The following is a 21117-nucleotide window of genomic DNA, read 5'->3' as shown; positions in this document are numbered from 1 at the left end:
TCTCCTGTTCTCGTATTGATTATGATTATATATCAAAATCCTTGAGAATAGGGTGTCAACTTTATTTATACACCATCACTTTGTCAAGTGGGTGCAGTATTATTTTGGGATGCTATAATTGTTTTTGAGCAACTCAATTATACCAAACCAGACAGTATTCATGCTATTTTTATGCCAGTTATTATTAAATTTTCAAGGTACATACGCACTTATTCAAGTGCGAAGTTTGAGTCAATTATTTCTTCTGTATTGCGAAGCTGCTGCGATAAAAGAAATGTATAATAAATCAGCCAGTAATAAATCTCTCCATTTACATTCTACACAAAATATCTGAAAATAAAATTGCAATTTTCTTCCTCTTTAATTCAGTTTGCCCAATAAAAACAAACCTATTGATCGGTGGGAACATATGAACAGAGATTACATCAAGGAGAGCAATCCTATCTGCTTTAATAATCTATACCTTAGCGGCGAATTGTGGACGTATTTGGCTGATTTGAACGAACAAGCAAGTATCCGCTTGAACCTTATCATCGAGTAAATAAAAGCGGCTGAGGGCGTGACAAAAGGAATGAAGCAACAAAATTAGATGGCATAGGATAGAGCCATGAACAGTATCCGTAAGTTGGCTGGCCAACGCTTGATTTCTTATGCTATGAAAAAATCGAAATTTTTGCTTTATTCGCTGTAAAAATGTAATTATTTCAACAAAACTCATTGTAATTTTTGTAATTATGCGTTATACTATATTTGCATTATAAGGACGGAGGTGTGTATATGTACCGAATTGCTATTGAAAAGCTATTAAAATGGAAACAAAGCAAACGTCGTAAGCCTTTGATTATCGAAGGGGCACGTCAAGTCGGTAAGACCTGGCTTATGAAAGAGTTTGGCCGACAGGCATATGCGGATACCGTATATATCAATTTTGACTCCAATTCCAGAATGGCAGAACTGTTTGCTTCTGATCTGGATACAGAGCGTTTGATCATGGGATTGGAACTGTATGTTGGTCGTAAAATCGATCCCGACCATTCTTTGCTGATTTTCGATGAAGTGCAGGAAGTCCCAAGAGCGTTGGCATCTCTTAAGTATTTTTATGAGAATGCTCCACAATACCATATTGTATGTGCCGGTTCTTTGCTCGGTATCGCTTTGCATCAAGGCACATCTTTCCCTGTTGGCAAAGTGGATTTCTTAAAGTTGTATCCCCTTTCTTTCAAGGAATTTCTGATGGCAATCGATAAAGAACGTTTTGCTGAATTGCTTGATAAGAGAGACTTCCAGATGATTACGAGCTTCAAACAGACATATATTGATGCTTTGAAGCACTATTACTTCGTTGGCGGAATGCCCGAAGCAGTACAAAGTTTCGCAGAGAATAAAGATTTCAACGAGGTTCGTGATATTCAAAAACGAATCCTTGCCGCCTACGAACAGGATTTTTCCAAGCATGCTCCCAATGAAATCGTTCCAAGGCTGCGCATGTTGTGGAACAGCATTCCTTCTCAGTTAGCGAAAGAAAACAAAAAGTTTATCTATGGTCTTGTTCGCGAGGGAGCTCGTGCAAAAGACTACGAAACCGCAATTATGTGGCTCAGCGATTGCGGTCTTGTTCATAAGGTTAGCCGTGCCAATGCAGCAGGTATCCCCTTGAGAGCATATAAGGACTTGAAAGCATTTAAACTATTTGTGGTAGATGTTGGACTCCTTGGCTGCATGGCTGGGCTGCGTCAGCGCACCTTGCTCGACGGCAACGATCTTTTTATAGAGTTCAAAGGTGCTCTCACAGAACAGTACGTTTGCCAGCAGTTAAAAACCATTCCGGATTTGGATGTTTATTACTACACCAATGACAGAGGTTCCTGTGAGGTTGACTTTGTTGTTGATACAGGTGAACTAATCATTCCTGTGGAAGTAAAGGCAGAAGTAAATCTCAGAGCTAAGAGCCTTAAGACTTATCAAGAAAAATTCTCTCCCGAAGTTTCTGTTCGTACATCTATGGCGGACTACAAAAAAGAAGAATGGCTCGTTAATCTGCCACTGTATGCGATAGACCAGATTACTCAAATATAATCGGAAGCAGAAGCTATGAATATTAAACAATTCTCTTCCGATGACGAGATTGCTCATTTAACCTAGATTATTCACGGCTATGCCGCGTGAAGTGGCTGAAAGCCACATTCGTGGCAAAATCGTGAATAATTCAGGCTAATGTAAGATCAGACAAAACAGTTCACTTTTAAAAAACAGCAACCATTTGTCAACCGCTCAAAAAAGGGTTGACAAATGGTTGACAAATCGACAATTATGTATTGCAGCTTTCCCTGTAAACACTTATTTTACGTGGGAAAGGAGGCACACAGTTTCTATCCCGCTCGTAAATGGAAACATATCCACGCAGCACACCTTTTCAACCTTATATCCGCCCTCCTGAAGAGGCACCAGATCTCTGGCCAGGCTGGTAGGCTTGCAGCTGATATAAACCATCCGATCCACCCCAAATTCAATGATCTTTCCAATAGCCTTTGGGTGAATGCCATCTCTTGGCGGATCCAGGATAATAATATCCGGGCGGTCGGTAAGTTCATCAATAACCTTTAATACGTCTCCTGCAATAAATTCACAGTTTTCCAGACCATTGAACGCCGCATTTTTTCTGGCAGCTTCCACTGCCTCCTCCACGATCTCCACACCTACTACCTTGTCAGCCACCGGTGATGTGATCTGAGCAATGGTTCCGGTTCCGCTGTAGAGGTCAAATACTACCTTGTCCTTTGTCTCCCCTATGTAGCTTCTGGCTGTTTCATAGAGCACCTCGGCCCCCAGTGAGTTGGTCTGGAAGAAGGAAAAGGGGCTGATGCGGAAGGTAAGGCCCAAAAGCTCCTCATAAAAATAGTCCTTTCCATAAAGTACCTGTGTTTCATCGCTCTGAACCACATCTGCCAGACTGTCATTGCGGATATGGAGAATCCCTGCAAAGCTTCCCTCTAAAGGCAGTTCCTTAAGCGCCTCCATCCATCCCTTTAACAGTTCCTGCTCCTGAGCCCGTCCGTCTCCCTGAGTATCCCCGGCAAAAACCTCTGTCTGGCCTGAGGTTACAAGAGCGGTAAGGATTTCTCCTGTTTTTACAGCCCTGCGCACCAGCAGATGACGCAGATAGCCTGTATGCTGCAGCTTTCTGTAATATCCGATCTTTCGACTAGAAAAATATTCCAGAGTCGCCTCCAGAATCTTGCAGAAATCAGGATGTACGATTCGACACTCTGGTGTAGTCACAATATCATAAAAGCTTCCTCTGCGGTGCATTCCAAGAGCCAGAGGCCCATCCTTATACTCATCCCCAAAGGAAAATTCCATCTTGTTGCGGTAGCCTTCGTATATGGGACTTCCCTTAATTCCCTGAAATTCGTAGGAATCACAGACCTCATCAATCAGCCCCTTTACCTGCTCTCCCTTAATCTTTAGCTGCTCCTCATAGGGAAGCCCCTGATACAGGCAGCCGCCGCAGATGCCGCCATGGGGACAGGCCCTATCCGGCTGCTCAATCGGTGAGTGCCCCACCACCTCCAGCAGGCGGCCTTCACACTTTCCCTTTCTTTTTTTATTGATCACAAAACGAACCTTCTGACCGGGAACTGCATTCTTTACAATGACCCGCTCTCCATCCACATGAAGAATCCCTTTATTTGGAAAATCAATTTTTTCTACAACTGCTTCGCAGATATCTCCCTTTTTCAATACGTTTACTCCTTACTTCTTATGTCTGTTTCAAAGAAACAGCCGGAAACGGATCCGGCTCTTTTCGCCTTTTGTTCCCGGCTGTTACGCGCTGTTTGGAGGATAATTATGCTTCCTGATCCTCTTCTTTTTCTTCCTTCTTTTCCTCTGCCTTCTTTACAGACTCCTCATCCTCGAAGAAATCATCGTCGAAATCGTCGTCGAAATCATCCTCAAAATCTTCCAGATAATCAGGTGTAAAGAAACGGTATACGGCATAGGCAATACCGGCTACGGCAGCTACAGCTCCGATAATAGCCAGAATCCAGAGAATGCAGTTTCTCTTTTTTTCATCCTCTTCTCTTTTGTGCATCAGTTCGTTGATCCGGCTGGTATTCATCAGCTCCTCTACACGGCTTAATGCTTCTTTTCCCATGGCATCCAGTCTGTCTCTGTCAAAACGATTCATGGCATATCCGTCCTTTCTTGCAATAACGGGAAGCCGGGATTTGGAACGGTTCATCCGCACGCAACCCCATTTTAGCTGCCCGGCGCTTCGCTATAACTTATTATAGCATGGAATCATTGTTTTTACTATCCCATTTCTTTTCAGTTTTTCCAATTTTCTGCCAGATATCTGAACATTTATATTTTTTTCAGCTTTGCAAAGCAGGCCATCATTTTTCTCTGACCACCTGTATCAAATTCTACTGTCACCTCGTAATCTCTAGCTCCGTCCACAATTTCCTTTACTGTGCCGTCTCCGAACCGGTCGTGGTGAACCCGGTCGCCCTCTTTATAATCCAGTGACGCTTCCTTTTGAACTGTAAATGACTTTCCAAAGCCGGGGTTCGTCCCAAAGCTCTGACCGCTGCCAAGGCCGCCTTTACCACCTTTAAAGCCCGCATTTGCCGTTCCAAAACCTGCCGTTTTTGAAGCATAGGCATTGTACCCCTTTCCAAAGGTGCTTACCGTGCCGCTTCCCGGCTGATTCCAGGGAAGTCCCTCTTCTCCAGCTCCAAATCGTCCTGACGCTCCGCCAAAACTATCTGCCCCTCTCGCACTTCCAAGCACCGGCTCCAGCCTCTCCTCCTTAAGAAGCTCTGCCGGGATTTCCTCCACAAAACGGCTGGGTTTACAGTAGCGCGTTTCTCCGTGGGTCATCCGCTTTCTGGCCGCAGTAATCACAAGCTCCTTTTTGGCTCTGGTAATCCCCACATAGCACAGCCTCCGCTCTTCCTCCATATCCGTGGGGTCATCCGAAGAAACGGCCATCATTCCCGGAAACAGCCCATCCTCCATACCTGCCAGATATACTTTGGGAAACTCCAGTCCCTTGGCGCTGTGAAGGGTCATAAGCGTTACCCTGTCTTCTGAGGAATCTACGTTATCAATGTCAGCCACCAGCGCTACCTGCTCTAAAAATTCATCCAGAGAAGGATGCTGTGAATCCTCCTCATAGGCGGCTGCCTTATTGATCAGCTCCTGGATGTTTTCCATACGGGTCTCCGCTTCAATCTCACCCTCTGCCTTTAACTCCTCCTCATATCCCGTTTCCTCCAGAATCGCCTCAATCAGATCCTGAATGGAATATTCTTCCGACTGGGCCATTGCCCGAAAGCACTCCATCTGAGAAATAAAACGACCGATTTTCTCAACTGCTTTTCCAAGCCCCGGCACCATTCTCGCTTCCCTAAGAGCACTGTAAAGGCTCATGCCATGTTCTGAGGCAAACATCGTCACCCTTCCCATGGATGTTGCTCCAATTCCTCTCTTCGGCACATTAATAATTCTCAGAACGGAAAGATCGTCTACACCATTGGCAACAGTCTTTAAATAAGCCAGAATATCCTTGATTTCCTTTCTCTGGTAGAAATTCACGCCTCCCACCAGCCGGTATGGCACATTGTAAAAAATACACCGCTCCTCTAACAGACGGGACTGGGCATTGGTACGGTAAAGTACCGCCTGATCCTGATAGGAAAACTCACTGTCTCTGATCTGACGGGCAATATAATCCGCCTCATCCCTTGCATCATCAAACTGTTTAAACAGGATCTCATCTCCTGTTCCGTTGGCTGTCCACAGGGATTTTTCCTTTCTTCCTCTGTTGTGGCGGATCACACCGTTAGCCGCATCCAGAATATTCTGGGTAGACCGGTAATTCTGCTCCAGCTTAATCACTCTGGCGCCGGGAAATGTCTGCTCAAAGCTTAAAATATTTTCAATATCCGCCCCTCTGAACCGGTAAATGGACTGGTCATCATCACCTACCACACACAGATTCCCATATTTGGATGCCAGAAGGCTGATCAGCTTAAACTGAGCCGTATTGGTATCCTGATACTCATCTACCATAATATATCGGAACCGTTCCTGGTAGTAATCCAGAATCTGGCTGTCATTTTGAAATAACTCCACTGTTTTTACAATCAGATCATCAAAATCCAGAGCATTGTTCTTTTTCAGCTGATTCTGATATTCCCTGTAGATCTCCCCTACCTTTTTCTGGCGGAAATCCTGTCCTGCATTCAGAAGAAATTCCTCCGGAGAGATCAGCTTGTCCTTGACAGAGGAAATAATTCCCAGTACCGAACGTTCCTTATACTGCTTTGTATCAATATCCAGCGTCTTAAACACCTGCTTCATCAGCGTCTTCTGGTCGTCGCTGTCATAGATGGAAAAGCTGGTGGTATATCCCAGATGTTCAATATAGCGCCGCAGAATCCTCACACAGGTAGAATGAAAGGTGCTGACCCAGATGTTTTCCGCTCCAAAGCCCACCAGAGAATCCACTCGCTCCCGCATCTCTCCCGCTGCCTTATTCGTAAAGGTAATAGCCAGGATATTCCAGGGATTGACCTCTTTTTCCTCGATCAGGTATGCAATCCGGTGGGTCAGTACCCGGGTCTTCCCCGATCCGGCTCCCGCCAGAATAAGGAGAGGACCTTCGGTGTGAAGCACTGCCTCCTTCTGCATGGGATTTAATGTATCATAAATACTCATAAATGTACCGCCTTTTTATTTCTGTCATTTTCGCCTCCAAACAGTATAGCATAAGTGATGACCCAGGAAAAGTCCTTTCGCGATTCCTCTTGCCATCTGGTTTTTAATACTATATAATAGATACAGCAATACAACATCATGTGTCAAACCGAGGTGAATATAGATGAAATCAAACGCTGAACAGCTCTCAGGCCTTATGGAATTTCTAAACTCCCAGACTCATGTAACGCCTGAGGAAATTCCGAACATTGACCTGTATATGGATCAGGTAACTACCTTTATGGAGGAGCATTTAAAGGACTCCAAGCGCTATGAAGAGGACAAGGTCTTAACAAAGACCATGATCAACAATTACGCCAAAAACAACCTTCTGCCTCCTCCGGTAAAGAAAAAATATTCCAGAGATCATATGCTGATGCTGATCTTTATCTACTATTTTAAAAGTCTTCTGTCCTTCCATGATATCGAAACCTTTTTCGGCCCCATTACGTCCAGACATTTTTCTTCCGGAAGCCAGTCCTCCGGGCTTTCTCTGGAAGATATTTACCGTGAGGTCTTTTCTTTGGAGGAGCGTGAGATGGAGCACTTAAAGGCAGATGTTTCCGCCAAATTTTCCCGTGCTATGGACACCTTTAAGGACTGTCCCGCCAGGGAAGGAGAACAGGAGTATCTGCGTCTTTTTTCCTTTATATGCGAACTGTCCTTTGATGTATATCTGAAAATGCGCCTGATCGAAAAAATTGCAGATCAGCTCCGTGAGGACGAACCGCCTCTGAAAAAGAAATAAACCACAGCCGAAAACCGCCCCGGTCTTTGACGGATCATTCATCCGACAGCAAGACCGGGGCGGTTTTCCTATCATCACATATTCACATCATTTATCTGCATCATATTGCAGGATTTCACTTCTTTTTTGCATATGGCGTATTCTTAAGGGGCAGTTCTGTCTCAAAAATCTGATTCCACTTATAGTAAGCGCCTGCCACTGCGGGAGCTGTAGGAATAGAGGTAATCTCACCGATACCGATGGCTCCGAAGGCTACATCCACTCCCGGTTTTTCAACAATTATAGACTCTACCTCAGGAGCCTTATCTGCACGGAACAGTCCCAGAGTTCCATACTTGGCTGTAGGTACGCAGTCTTTTAGGGGATACTGCTCTGTCAGCGCATAGCCGCAGCCCATAACGATTCCGCCTTCTACCTGCCCCTCTGCACTCTTTGGATTTACAACTTTTCCCACATCATGGGCGCCCACCATTTTTTCAATGGTTCCGTCCTCTTTTAAGATGCACAGCTGGGTCGCATAGCCGTAAGCCACATGGGATACCGGATACTCTACATCAGCGCCCATCTTATCTGTCTTTGCCAGATATTCGCCGTAGAATTCTTTTCCATTTAACAGAGCCACTTCTTCAGCCGTAAAGGTAACAGCCGCCGTCTCCGGGCTTTCCTTTGCCACCATTACATTGGACAGGTATGCGCTTGGCATCTCCGTTGCTTCATAACTGCGTCCGGTCGCCTCAAAAAGAGCCCTTCTTAAATCCTTGGCAGCCCTTCTGCAGGCTTCTCCTGTTACCAGTGTCTGTCTGGAACCTGAGGTAGTTCCCGAATCAGGAGCCATGGAGGTATTTGGACGGTGATACTCAATCTCATCCATACTGATGCCTGCACTTTCTGCCAGCATCTGTACCAGAACCGTTCCAACGCCCTGTCCGATACAAGAGGCGCCAGAATGGATATGAACCTTTCCGCCCTCTACGATCAGACGTACACGGCCTGTATCCGGAAGTCCCACTCCTACGCCGGCATTCTTCATGGCACAGCCGATTCCCACATAAGGATGGCTGTAGTAAATATCCTTTACTGCCTCCAGGGTCTCTGCCAGACCGGTAGAAGGATCTGCAATCTGTCCATTCGGCAGCACCTGTCCCGGACGGATTGCATTCAGGTAACGGAACTGCCAGGGATCCATACCGCACATCTCTGCCAGAAGATTGATATTCATCTCCGTTGCAAAACAGGTCTGTGTCACGCCAAAGCCTCTGAAAGCTCCCGCAGGCGGATTGTTGGTGTAAACTGCCTTTCCGTCAATGTCGATCACCTGATAATTATACGGTCCTGCTGCATGGGTACAGGCTCTCTGGAGCACCGGCCCTCCAAGAGATGCGTAAGCTCCCGTATCAGCCACTACCACAGCCTTCATAGCTGTAAGACGGCCGTTTTCATCACAGGCAGTTGTCAGGTCAATGCTCATGGGATGACGCTTTGGATGCACCAGAATACTTTCCTTACGGGTCAGCTTTACCTTAACGGCCCTCTTTGTAATATAGGCAATCAGCGCTGCCTGATGCTGAACCGTTACGTCCTCCTTGCCGCCGAAGCCGCCGCCTACCAGCATATTTTCTACGATTACCTTTTCCGGAGGAAGGCCCAAAAGGATAGAAGTTTCATGACGGGTATCGTAGGTACCCTGATCGGTAGAATAAATCAGCACGCCGCCGTCAAATGGCATGGAAACTGCACATTCAGGCTCCAAAAATGCATGCTCTGTCCAGGGAGTCTCATAATGGCGGGTTACTTTGTATTTGGATGCAGCAATCACTTCATCTGCATTTCCCCTCACCAGATGCTCATGGCTTAAAATATTTCCTGTGGAATGTACAAGGGGAGCTCCCTCTTCCATAGCCTCTGCCGGACAGGTCACAGGTTTTAACTTCTCATACTCCACCTCTACCAGAGCCTTTGCCTGCTCCAGAATCTCCGGTGTCTCAGCCGCTACGAGGCAGATTGCGTCTCCCAGATACCGTGTGGTATCTCCCACTGCGATCATGGTATCCCAGTCCTGCTTTAAGTGGCCTACCTTGTTCTTTCCGGGAACGTCATCAGCTGTCAGCACGCAGACAACGCCGGGAAGGGCTTTTGCCTTCTCCGTATGAATAGCCTTTACAATGGCTCTGGGATATTTGGAGCGTACAGCACTTCCATAGATCATTTCCGGAAAATCCACCTTATCCAGATCATCTACATATTTTCCTGTTCCCAGTACCTTTCCCTCAGCATCGATCCGGTGAACCCTGCTTCCCACCCTGATCATCTTCTCCTGCTCCGCCGGAGCGATATCCTCCCGCAGCATCTTAGCTGCCAGCTGGATCGCATCTATAATCTTTTTATATCCGGTACACCGGCAGTAGTTATTGCGGATCGCATAGGCAATCTCCACACGGCTGGGATCGGGATTTACATCCAGAAGCCCTTTGGCGCAGATCACCATTCCCGGAATACAGAAACCGCACTGAACCGCTCCCGTTTCTCCAAAGGCATATACATACACATCCTTTTCTCTCTGGCTTAAACCCTCTACCGTTAAAATGTGTTTTCCTGCCAGACGGCCCATTTTCTGTACACAGGACTTGGTTGCTTTTCCGTCGATCAGCACCGTACAGGTACCACAGGCGCCCTCAGAGCAGCCATCCTTTACTGATTTCAAACGCAGATCATTTCTAAGTACGTCCATCAGTTTCCGCTCTTCATCTGCTTCCACTTCCTGTCCGTTGATCCATACTTTACAATAAGAGCTCATAAACTCCCTCCACTTCTACATCTGACAAACGAATTTCTTCATCTGTTCTTGCTTTTGCTTCAGCCGGAGCCGCCCATGCCATCCCGCAGCCTGCGCTGATCTGCCTGGGAACAGGGATCAGACGGCCGGGAATCCCATGCTCCCTGGCACACTGCTCCATTTTCATGGCTTCTGTTGTAGTGTGAAATGTATACACTGCCTTTAATGTCTTTTCCCTTGCCATGGCTTCTCCTTTTTTCGTTATACCCTCTCGAATATAACGTTACTTTTTTAACAAATGCCTTGTGTATCAGGCCCGGAGGGAAATCCTCCTCCCCTCCGGGCCTGCTTTCAGCTTTTCATCGAAGTTCTGTCCTTTTTCCCAAATATCACGAATTACAGAATCAGATAGCTGTAATCCCGGATTACAGTTTCAATGATCTTTGCAATTCCCTCAGGAACTCTCTCATCTGCTGTTCCGGTCTGGTAAGCAAACTCATTTCCCTGAAGCCGTACTTTACATGCTCCCTTTTCAGCATCTAACACTGCAAAGCCCTGATTAGTGCTGTCTGCCATATCTGCCTCATTTGCAAAGAGAGTGAACTTGTCAAGATATGGAGCGCTGTCCCATGGACAGAAGCTGCGGCAGTTTCCGCACTCGTTACACATATAGTCCACATGGATAATCTGATGCTTCTCCATGCCCGGAACTACAAGGGCAATATTTGCACGGTTGGGGCAGACCTCCATACAGTTCTCACAGTAGCTGTTGCAGGAAAGGCATCTTCCGCTGTCTGTTCTGCTTTCATCCTCTTCTGCCAGATTTCCCTTACGGTACGTGATAACCTCTTCATCAGACATCTTAAAGATATCCTCGGAAAGATCTCTTCCGATAATAGCCTCTGCAGCCTTCTTTCCGTCCCGGATGCCTTCTACTACAGTAGCAGGTCCGAAGAGGCCGTCTCCCACTGCATACACGCCCTTAAGGGAGGTTTCCAGTGTATCCTGATTTACCTGAGGACGCTTTCTGGAATCCAGGGCAATACCGTTTGCTTCATAGAAGCCGGAAGGAACCTTCTCGCCTACTGCTGCGATTACAGTATCTGCCGGAACCTCTACGATCTCATCTGTCTCAACAACGCCTCTGCGGCCGCTGGCATCAATATCGCCCAGAACCATCTTTTTACAGATGAGTACACCGTTTTCCTGACGGACCGGAGAGAGAAGCTCTGCAAACTCTACGCCGTCCTCGATTGCCATTACCAGCTCTTCCTCATCCGCAGGCATATAGCGTCTGGTTCTTCTGTATACCAGAGAAACCTTTTCAACGCCTGCGTTGCGCTTTGCAGCTCTTGCTGTATCCATAGCTGTATTTCCGCCGCCGATCACTACTACGTTTTTGCCCAGGTCAACCTTTCCGTCGGTTGCCTTAAACTGTGCTAAAAATTCAAGGGCATTAACCGGCTCGCCTGCCTCTAACTTCAGTACGCCCGGCGCAGAAGCTCCCAGAGCCAGAACCACATAGTCGTAATCCTTCTTAAGCTCTTCAACAGACTGAATCTCCCTTCCGGTTACCAGCTCTGCTCCCAGAGCCTTAACGATCTCTACATCATTGTCAATGGCGCTGTCAGGAATACGGAAGCCCGGGATTACGTTGCGGACAACACCGCCCATTTTCTCTTCCTTTTCAAATACAGTTACCTTCATTCCGCCCTTGGCTAAGAAGAACGCTGCTGCCAGACCTGCAGGGCCTCCTCCTACTACAGCCGCCTTCTTATCAGAAGAAACAGCCGGAGCCTTAAGCTCTTTCATCACTGCCTCATAGCCGCCCTCGGCGCACTCTAACTTGGTTCTGCGGATATTGACAGCTGTCTCATAGAAGTTTCTGGTACATTTGCTCATACAGTTATGAGCACAGATCGTACCTGTGATAAAAGGAAGAGGATTCTTATTTAAGATAACCTTCAGCGCTTCCTCATGCTTGCCCTCTCCTGCCAGCTGCAGATACCGGGTAATATCCTGATGGATGGGACAGCCCTCCTGACAGGGTGCAATAAAGCAGTCTACCAGCGGAACCGGACTGTTTACCTTTCTGGACGGAAGAGGCTTTACAGCCTTTACATGATGCTTATCGGTTCTTGCACCCTCTACCAGAGCTCTTACCTTTGCGGCATCCACGCCCTCAAATACAGGAGCTTGCTTTGCCTCAAAGATTCTTCCGATCTGCTCCAGTCTCTGATAGCCTCCGGGCTTTAACATGGTGGTTGCCATGGTTACAGGCCAGATACCCGCATCCACGATCTTTTCAATATTAAAGTAATCCGCACCGCCGGAATAGGAAATCCGAAGCTTTCCGCCAAAGTCATCTGCCAGCTTTAATGCTACGGACAGAGACAGGGCATAAAGAGATTTTCCGGACATATACATCTCTTCGCTTGGAAGCTCGTTCTGCTTTACATCTACCGGGAAGGTGTTGGTGATCTTTACGCCGAATTCCAGTCCCTTCTCATCTGCCAGAGCCTGCAATCTCTTTAACATGGGAACTGCATCCTCATACTGAAGGTCATCCTTGAAATGGAAATCACCGAAGGCTACATAATCATAACCCATCTCATCCATAATGCGTCTTGCATATTCATATCCAAGAAGCGTAGGATTGCATTTGATAAAGGTATGTACGTGCTTTTCCTCGATCAGATATCTGGCAATGCGCTCGATTTCCTGTGGAGGACATCCGTGAAGGGTAGAAAGGGTAATGCAGTTGCACACATTTGGAGAGATTCCCTCTACATCTTCCTTGGTCAGGTTTTCAAAGCGATCCAGATTGTCTAAGAGCCACTGACGGCATTCTGCAAAAATCGGAGCCTCAGAAGCATCCTTCATGCCTTCGATAAAACGGTCGATTTTCTCTGTCTTAATGCCCTCTAAGTCATATCCCACAGACATATTAAACTGGAACCCATCCATAGAGCCAAGGCCGTACTCCCTTGCCAGCACCTTGCAGGCGAACCACGCCTTGATATACTCATCATATGCCTGAGGCACATAGAGTTCTGTAGACCACTCACAGTTATAGCACTCATCATCTGCCTTGATACAGGGTTTGGATACGGGAAGATCCTCGCCGTCTAATTTCTGCACGGTCTTTAACTCAAAGAAGCGGCTACCGGCCACATAGGATGCCACAATATTCTGTGTAAGCTGCGTATGGGGACCTGCTGCAGGTCCGAAGGGAGTTTCAAGACCTCTTCCGAAAATGGTGCTCATCTTCTTTGGATCAGCGGCAAAAGGCTTTTTAATTCCGAAAATGGAGCCCTTCTTATGCTCTTCAAGAATCCAGTTCATCAGTTTTCCAAAAGGAATGGGTGTCATAATGTCGCTCATATTTTTCCTCCTTCACACGACCAGGTCCCAGCACCGGAAACATCCATTTTCCTTCTCTTGTCCGGCTCAGCCGCCCGGCCATAAAAGACCGGGGTGCTGCTTTCCCGCCGCCCTGTAATCGGCACTTGTTTTATTTTCTTTGATGGATTATAATCAGCCGTTGATGGATTTTGCCAGATCTGCGGCTGCGTTCCTTACTTCATAGAGAACCTTCTCTTCATCAATGCCAAGCAGCTCCCTGTCCTTCATCAGGATCTTTCCGTTGCAGACCGTAGTCACAACGCTGCGTCCGGTCATGCCGAATAAGATATGGCTGTTTACATTGGATGCGTTCATTGGGGTTCTTGGTATGTAATCTGTTACGATCACATCTGCGGCTGCGCCCTCCTTTAATACGCCCAGCTGCTTTTTAAAATAGCGGTTGGCAATCTTTGCATTGCCCTCGAAGAGCATCTGCGGAACCTCGCCCCAGGCCGCGTTAGCGTCACAGAGATGATGCTTGTGAAGAACATTTGCCACCTTGTAAGACTCTAATATATCCTGAGTATAGCCGTCTGTTCCAAGTCCTGTCAGGATGCCTCTGTGAACAATCTCCATGGTTGGAGGACAGCCACAGGCATTGCCCATATTGGACTCAGGATTGTGCACTACCATCGTATCCGTTTCCTTAATTAAATCCATCTCGTGGGGATTTACATAAATGCAGTGGCCCAGCAGCGTTTTGCTTCCCAGGATATTTTTATCCATCAGGCGGTCTACAATACGCTTTCCGTATTTCTTTAAACAGTCATGCAGATCCTCAATCCCCTCTGCCACATGGATATGGTAGCCAACCTCCTCAGGCTTGTTGGCCGCAGCCAGATCCATGGTCTCGTCTGAGATGGTAAACTGCGCATGCATACCCATCATACCGGCTATCATATCTGTATCATCTGCAAGGGCATGGCGGATCCATCTGGCATTTTCCATCACAGACTCTCTTGCCTTGTCCATGCCGTCACGGTCTGAAATCTCATAGCACAGGCAGGTACGCAGACCAAACTCCTTCGCAGCGTCCTCGATGGCAAACAGGCTGTCCTTGATCTCGCCAAAGCTTGCGTGATGGTCAAATACGGTAGTCACGCCATTTTTGATGCAGTCCATATAGGTAACTCTGGCACTCTGGCGTGTCTGCTCATTGGTCAGATGGCGGTCGATGGTCCACCACATTCCGTCCAGGATATCTAAAAATCCTTTTGGATCATATCCGTTAATGCTAAGGCCCCTTGCCATGGCGCTGTAGATATGCTCATGGGTATTAATGAAAGCCGGCATGATGACGCCCCCCTTTGCGTCAACAAACTCGGCGTCAGGGAACTCTTTTTTCAGGGTTTCCAGATCGCCCACCTTCTTAACTGTGGTTCCGTCGATCACTACTGCCCCGTTCTCAAAAAATGGCTGTTCGGCGTCTCTTGTAACAAGACGTCCATTTCCGATCATCAGCATATGGTACTCTCTCCTTTTTTGTTTTGTTACCCTTATAGTAACACTATAAAAGTCCATTTGCAAGGGTAAAATACAATTTTTTTTAGTTATACAAAATTTTTTTGTAAAAACCTCTTGCAATTACATTTTTTTGTGCTATGATGGAATCATAAACAATGCAGTTGCATTTTGCAAAGTATCATTGTACAAAGTAACCATATACACATCATCTAGAATATGACGGGAGGTAAGGCTATGGCATATACTCTGAATCTGCTGAAGCAGATCGCCGACGGCCTTGCAAAGCAGTTCGGACCTGACTGCGAGATCGTGATCCACGACTTAAAACGGCACGATCTGGAACATTCGGTCGTACATATCAACAACGGCCATGTGACAAACCGCAGGGAAGGCGACGGCCCTTCAAAGATCGTCCTGGAGACGCTCCACAAGGACCCTGCTTTGTTAAAGGATCATGTAGGCTATCTGACGCGCACATCAAATGGAAAGATTTTAAAATCCAGCACATTCTTCATAAGAAATGAAGAGGATACCGCTATAGACTACATTTTCGCCATCAATTATGATATCACCGGCCTTATGACCGTTGACCGCTCCATCCGCTCTCTTATTGATACCGAGCAGGGAAGCAGTCCAAAGCAGCAGCCGGAACAGATCGTACATAATGTAAATGATCTGCTGGATACACTGATTGAACAGTCCGTAGCACTGGTGGGCAAACCCGCCGCTCTGATGAATAAGGAAGAAAAGGTAACAGCGATTCAATTTCTCAACGATGCAGGCGCTTTTCTTATTACAAAATCAGGCGACAAGGTTTCAAAGTATTTTGGGATCTCCAAGTTTACCCTGTACAGCTACATCGATGTAAACAGCCGCAAATCATCTTAAACCACACAAATAAGGAGGACAAAGTATCATGGATCAGAAAATTCTGTGGGCGGTCAACCACATGCCGAAGACAGAAGACAAAAATCTTCCCATCATGGGATTAGAGGAGATTAAAAAGGCAAGAGCGTTCCACGAAAGCTTCCCGCAGTACAGCCAGACTCCTCTTACAAAACTTCCAAACATGGCTTCCTATCTGGGAGTAAAGGAAGTTTATGTAAAAGATGAGTCTTACCGTTTCGGCCTTAATGCATTTAAGGTACTTGGCGGCTCCTTCGCAATGGCGCGCTACATTGCAAAGGAAACAGGAAAGGATGTTTCCGAGCTTCCCTACTCCGTTCTTACCTCTGAGAAATTAAGAGAGGAATTTGGCCAGGCTACCTTCTTTACAGCTACCGACGGAAATCACGGACGCGGCGTTGCATGGGCTGCAAACCGTCTGGGCCAGAAGGCTGTCGTACATATGCCAAAGGGTACCACACAAACCCGTCTTGAGAACATCGCAAAAGAGGGCGCTCAGGTAGACATTCAGGAAATGAACTATGATGACTGTGTTCGTCTGGCTGCCAAGGAAGCAGATGAGACTCCAAGAGGCGTGATCGTACAGGATACCGCATGGGACGGCTATGAAGAGATTCCCGCATGGATCATGCAGGGCTACGGCACCATGGCTATGGAGGCCGGCGAGCAGTTAAAGGCTCAGGGCTGCGAGCGTCCTACCCACATCTTCGTACAGGCCGGCGTTGGTTCCTTAGCAGGCGCTGTTGTAGGCTACTTTGCAAACCTTTATGCAGATAACCCTCCAACCTTCGTAGTAGTGGAAGCAGAAGCTGCTGCCTGCCTCTACAAGGGCGCTGCTGCCGGAGACGGCGACATCCGCATCGTTGACGGCGATATGCAGACCATCATGGCAGGTCTTGCCTGCGGCGAGCCAAATACCATTTCCTGGGATATCTTAAAGAACCATGTAAAGGTATTTATTGCTGCTCCTGACTGGGTAGCTGCAAACGGTATGCGTATGCTGGCCGCTCCGATCAAGGGCGACGCTTCCATCACCTCCGGTGAGTCCGGCGCAGCTCCATTCGGCGCTCTGGCAGCTATGACTACACTGGATGAATACGAGCAGTTAAAGAAGGATATCGGACTGGATGAGAACTCCAGGGTTCTTCTCTTCTCCACAGAGGGCGATACCGATCCCGACCGCTACAAAAACATCGTATGGAAGGGCTTAGACAAATAATTTTAAAATCAATTATGGAGGATGATATAAAATGAATCTGGATTACGCAAAAATCAAAGAAGCTGCACAGAACTATCAGAAAGATATGACCAAGTTCTTACGCGAGATCGTAAAGAACCCAGGCGAGAGCTGTGATGAGAAGGCTCACATCGAGCGCATCGCAGAAGAGATGAGAAACCTTGGCTTTGACAAGGTAGAGATTGATCCCATGGGCAACGTACTGGGCTTTATGGGTACAGGCGAAACCCTTATCGGCTTTGACGCACACATTGATACCGTAGGCATCGGCAACCGTGACAACTGGACCTTCGATCCATACGAAGGCTATGAGACCGAAACTGAGATTGGCGGCCGTGGCGTTTCCGACCAGTGCGGCGGTATCGTATCCGCAGTATACGGCGCTAAGATCATGAAGGATCTGGGACTTCTCTCTGACAAGTACACCGTTCTTGTAACCGGTACCGTTCAGGAAGAGGACTGCGACGGTCTTTGCTGGCAGTATATCATCAATGAGGACAAATACCGTCCTGCATTCGTTGTTTCCACCGAGCCTACCGACGGCGGCATCTACCGCGGACAGAGAGGCCGTATGGAGATCCGTGTAGATGTTAAGGGTGTTTCCTGCCATGGTTCCGCTCCTGAGCGCGGTGACAACGCAATCTACAAGATGGCAGATATCCTTCAGGATGTCCGCGCATTAAATGAAAATGACGCAGCAGATGACAAGGAAGTTAAAGGACTTGTAAAGATGCTGGATCAGAAGTATAATCCTGAGTGGGAAGAGGCTAACTTCCTCGGCCGCGGAACCGTAACCGTTTCCGAGATCTTCTTCACCTCCCCAAGCCGCTGTGCAGTTGCAGACTCCTGCTCTGTATCCTTAGACCGCCGCATGACTGCAGGCGAGACCTGGGAAAGCTGCTTAGACGAGATCCGTGCTCTTCCATCCGTTAAGAAGTACGGTGATGACGTAACTGTTTCCATGTATGAGTATTCCCGTCCTTCCTACAAGGGTCTGGTTTACCCCATCGAGTGCTACTTCCCAACCTGGGTAATCCCGAAGGATCATGAAGTAACAAAAGCGTTAGAGGAAGCTTACACCAACCTGTTCGGCGAGAACCGTATCGGTGCTGAGGAGACTCTGGAGATGAGAACCGCACGTCCTCTGACTGACAAGTGGACCTTCTCTACCAACGGCGTATCCATCATGGGCCGTAACGGCATCCCATGCATCGGCTTTGGACCAGGCGCTGAGGCTCAGGCACACGCACCAAACGAGAAGACCTGGAAGCAGGATCTGGTAACATGTGCTGCCGTATACGCTGCTCTTCCAACCGTTTACTGCAAGTAATTTCATATCATCTGCCGTCCGCGGTCTGAAACGATCGGGCTGCGGGGGCATTTATCTCATACTCATTCTATCAAAAAGGAGAACAAAACACATGAAAACTTTACAGGATTACATTGATAAGCTGAATTCCTTAAACTTCAAGGAAATGTATGAGGGCGATTTCTTCCTTACCTGGGAGAAGACAGATGACGAGTTAGAGGCTGTATGGACTCTGGCTGACGCTCTTCGTTTCATGAGAGAAAACAACATTTCCACAAAGGTATTTGAAAGCGGTCTGGGAATCTCCTTATTCCGTGACAACTCCACCCGTACACGTTTTTCCTTCGCTTCTGCCTGCAACCTGTTAGGTCTTGAGGTTCAGGATCTGGACGAGGGCAAGAGCCAGGTAGCTCACGGCGAGACTGTCCGCGAGACTGCAAACATGATCTCTTTCATGGCTGATGTAATCGGTATCCGCGATGATATGTACATCGGCAAGGGAAATGCATATATGCATGAGGTTGTTGACGCTGTTACCCAGGGCTACAAGGACGGCATCCTGGAGCAGAAGCCAACTCTGGTTAACTTACAGTGCGATATCGACCATCCTACCCAGTGTATGGCTGATATGCTGCACATCATCCATGAGTTCGGCGGCGTAGAGAACTTAAAGGGCAAGAAGCTGGCTATGACATGGGCTTACTCTCCTTCCTACGGAAAGCCATTATCCGTTCCTCAGGGTGTGATCGGCCTGATGACACGTATGGGTATGGAAGTTGTTCTGGCTCATCCGGAAGGCTACGAGGTTATGCCTGAAGTAGAGGAAGTTGCAAGAAAGAACGCTGAGAAGTCCGGCGGTTCCTTCCGCGTATCCCACGACATGGCTGACGCATTCAAGGATGCTGATATCGTTTATCCAAAGAGCTGGGCTCCATTTGCGGCTATGGAAAAGAGAACTGACCTGTACGCTGAGGGCGATTCCGATGGCATCAAGGCTCTGGAGAAGGAGCTGCTGGCTCAGAACGCAGAGCACAAAGACTGGTGCTGTACAGAAGAGCTGATGAAGACCACCAAGGACGGAAAAGCTCTGTACCTGCACTGTCTGCCTGCTGACATCAACGATGTAAGCTGCAAGGACGGCGAGGTTGAGGCATCTGTATTCGACCGCTACCGTGATCCTCTGTACAAAGAAGCAAGCTATAAGCCATACGTAATCGCTGCTATGATTATGTTAGCTAAGTTCGCTGATCCTGCCGACATCTTAAAGAAACTGGAAGACAGAGGTACTCCAAGAGTATTCAAGTAATTTTCTGAACTAATATTGCCAGGCTGCCGGACCGGAGCGCGCCTTTACATTGCTTGTGTCAGACGCAATTTCAGGCGTACGCCGGGACCGGCAGCTCTTTTTAACCCATATTTCGTTTTTTGATCAGCAAAGATACTAATTTTTGGTAATACGAGGGGAATTTTAACTATGGAAAATAAGAAGAAAAAACGCATTGTCATCGCCCTGGGAGGAAATGCACTGGGAAATACCCTTCCGGAGCAGATGAAGGCCGTAAAGATCACTGCAAAAGCGATCGTAGACCTCATTGAGGAAGGCTGCGAAGTAATCGTTGCCCACGGAAACGGTCCTCAGGTCGGCATGATCAACAACGCCATGGCTGCCTTAAGCCGTGAAGACGCCAATCAGCCCAACACACCTCTCTCTGTCTGCGTAGCCATGAGCCAGGCTTACATCGGCTATGACCTGCAGAACGCCTTAAGAGAAGAACTTTACAACCGCGATATCTATGATATTCCGGTGGCTACCATGATCACTCAGGTCCGTGTTGATGCAGATGATCCTGCTTTTGATACTCCCTCCAAGCCAATCGGGCACTTTATGACCGAGGAGCAGGCTAAGGTTGCAGAAGAAAAATACGGCTACATTATGAAGGAAGACGCAGGACGGGGCTACCGCCGTGTAGTAGCTTCCCCAAAGCCTGCTGAAATTGTTGAAATCGGAGCCATCCGCTCTCTGGTAGACTCCGGTCAGCTTGTAATCGCCTGTGGCGGAGGAGGTATCCCCGTAACCCGTCAGGGCAATCACTTAAAGGGTGCCAGCGCTGTTATCGATAAAGATTTTGCAAGTGAGCTGTTAGCAGAAAATCTGGATGCAGATTTCCTCATCATCCTCACTGCTGTAGAAAAAGTTGCGATCAACTTCGGAAAGCCGGAAGAAAAATGGCTGAATGAGCTTGATACGGAAGAAGCAAGAAAGTATATGAAAGAGGGTCATTTTGCTCCCGGTTCCATGCTTCCTAAGGTTCAGGCTGCTGTTAAATTCGCTGAATCAAAACCAGGACGCACTGCCCTCATTACCCTGCTTGAAAAGGCAAAGGACGGTATCCAGGGCAAAACCGGTACCCACATTCACTTAGGGCAGAATAACTAAATAATTTTGCGTACAGATAACCTGTTCATCCGGCTGCTGGGATGGACGGGTATTTGTGGGGGGTCAAAAGTCT

Annotated in this window: 14 protein-coding genes; 7 read left to right on the top strand and 7 right to left on the bottom strand. The window is 47.5% G+C overall.

Annotation, left to right across the window (positions count from 1 at the left end; genetic code table 11):
- Positions 1–777 precede the first annotated feature (777 nt).
- On the top strand, positions 778–2076 hold the full coding sequence (locus BN3656_RS09465) for an ATP-binding protein (RefSeq protein ID WP_066547151.1): 1299 nt from the start codon (positions 778–780) through the stop codon (positions 2074–2076).
- Positions 2077–2337: 261 nt separating this feature from the next.
- Here the strand turns inward: BN3656_RS09465 and rlmD are convergent, their stop codons facing one another.
- The 3 genes from rlmD to BN3656_RS09450 form a co-directional block, all read right to left on the bottom strand.
- A complete protein-coding gene (gene rlmD, locus BN3656_RS09460) occupies positions 2338–3741 on the bottom strand; it encodes a 23S rRNA (uracil(1939)-C(5))-methyltransferase RlmD (protein WP_066547148.1) in 1404 nt (467 codons plus the stop codon).
- Positions 3742–3847: 106 nt separating this feature from the next.
- Complete coding sequence (locus tag BN3656_RS09455; RefSeq protein WP_066550662.1) at positions 3848–4189, bottom strand: hypothetical protein; 342 nt, start codon at positions 4187–4189, stop codon at positions 3848–3850.
- A 176-nt stretch (positions 4190–4365) separates the two neighbouring features.
- Positions 4366–6726, bottom strand: a complete 2361-nt coding sequence (locus tag BN3656_RS09450; protein ID WP_066547146.1) for a UvrD-helicase domain-containing protein — start codon at positions 6724–6726, stop codon at positions 4366–4368.
- Between the two features lie 163 nt (positions 6727–6889).
- On the opposite strand from BN3656_RS09450, the gene BN3656_RS09445 reads away from it, so the two are divergent.
- Positions 6890–7513, top strand: a complete 624-nt coding sequence (locus BN3656_RS09445; RefSeq protein ID WP_066547144.1) for a DUF1836 domain-containing protein — start codon at positions 6890–6892, stop codon at positions 7511–7513.
- Positions 7514–7628: 115 nt separating this feature from the next.
- Here the strand turns inward: BN3656_RS09445 and xdh are convergent, their stop codons facing one another.
- From xdh to ssnA, 4 genes are all read right to left on the bottom strand, one after another.
- Entirely contained in the window at positions 7629–10307 is a 2679-nt protein-coding gene (gene xdh / locus BN3656_RS09440; protein ID WP_066547142.1) for a selenium-dependent xanthine dehydrogenase, read from the bottom strand.
- Positions 10291–10530 carry a DUF3343 domain-containing protein gene (locus BN3656_RS09435; protein WP_066547139.1) on the bottom strand — a complete coding sequence of 80 codons (240 nt, stop codon included), beginning with the start codon at positions 10528–10530 and terminating at the stop codon, positions 10291–10293. The genes xdh and BN3656_RS09435 overlap by 17 nt, the downstream gene beginning before the upstream one ends.
- A 152-nt stretch (positions 10531–10682) precedes the next feature.
- Positions 10683–13670, bottom strand: a complete 2988-nt coding sequence (gene ygfK, locus BN3656_RS09430) for a putative selenate reductase subunit YgfK (RefSeq protein WP_066547136.1) — start codon at positions 13668–13670, stop codon at positions 10683–10685.
- A 153-nt stretch (positions 13671–13823) separates the two neighbouring features.
- On the bottom strand, positions 13824–15155 hold the full coding sequence (gene ssnA, locus BN3656_RS09425) for a putative aminohydrolase SsnA (RefSeq protein WP_066547134.1): 1332 nt from the start codon (positions 15153–15155) through the stop codon (positions 13824–13826).
- A 234-nt stretch (positions 15156–15389) separates the two neighbouring features.
- Between ssnA and BN3656_RS09420 the strand changes: the two genes are divergently transcribed.
- The 5 genes from BN3656_RS09420 (at position 15390) to arcC (ending at position 21044) form a co-directional block, all read left to right on the top strand.
- A complete protein-coding gene (locus BN3656_RS09420) occupies positions 15390–16043 on the top strand; it encodes a helix-turn-helix transcriptional regulator (RefSeq protein ID WP_066547132.1) in 654 nt (217 codons plus the stop codon).
- Positions 16044–16071: 28 nt separating this feature from the next.
- Positions 16072–17280, top strand: coding sequence for a diaminopropionate ammonia-lyase (dpaL, locus tag BN3656_RS09415; RefSeq protein WP_066547130.1), 1209 nt, complete (start codon positions 16072–16074; stop codon positions 17278–17280).
- Between the two features lie 37 nt (positions 17281–17317).
- Complete coding sequence (locus tag BN3656_RS09410; RefSeq protein WP_347461176.1) at positions 17318–18628, top strand: YgeY family selenium metabolism-linked hydrolase; 1311 nt, start codon at positions 17318–17320, stop codon at positions 18626–18628.
- 91 nt (positions 18629–18719) lie between these two features.
- Entirely contained in the window at positions 18720–19913 is a 1194-nt protein-coding gene (gene ygeW, locus BN3656_RS09405) for a knotted carbamoyltransferase YgeW (protein WP_066547124.1), read from the top strand.
- Positions 19914–20081: 168 nt separating this feature from the next.
- Positions 20082–21044, top strand: a complete 963-nt coding sequence (gene arcC / locus BN3656_RS09400; RefSeq protein ID WP_066547119.1) for a carbamate kinase — start codon at positions 20082–20084, stop codon at positions 21042–21044.
- Positions 21045–21117: the final 73 nt, after the last annotated feature.

The organism is Clostridium sp. AT4 (genome assembly GCF_001517625.2).
GTDB lineage: Bacteria > Bacillota > Clostridia > Lachnospirales > Lachnospiraceae > Enterocloster.
This window is presented reverse-complemented; position numbering and strand designations above follow the sequence as displayed.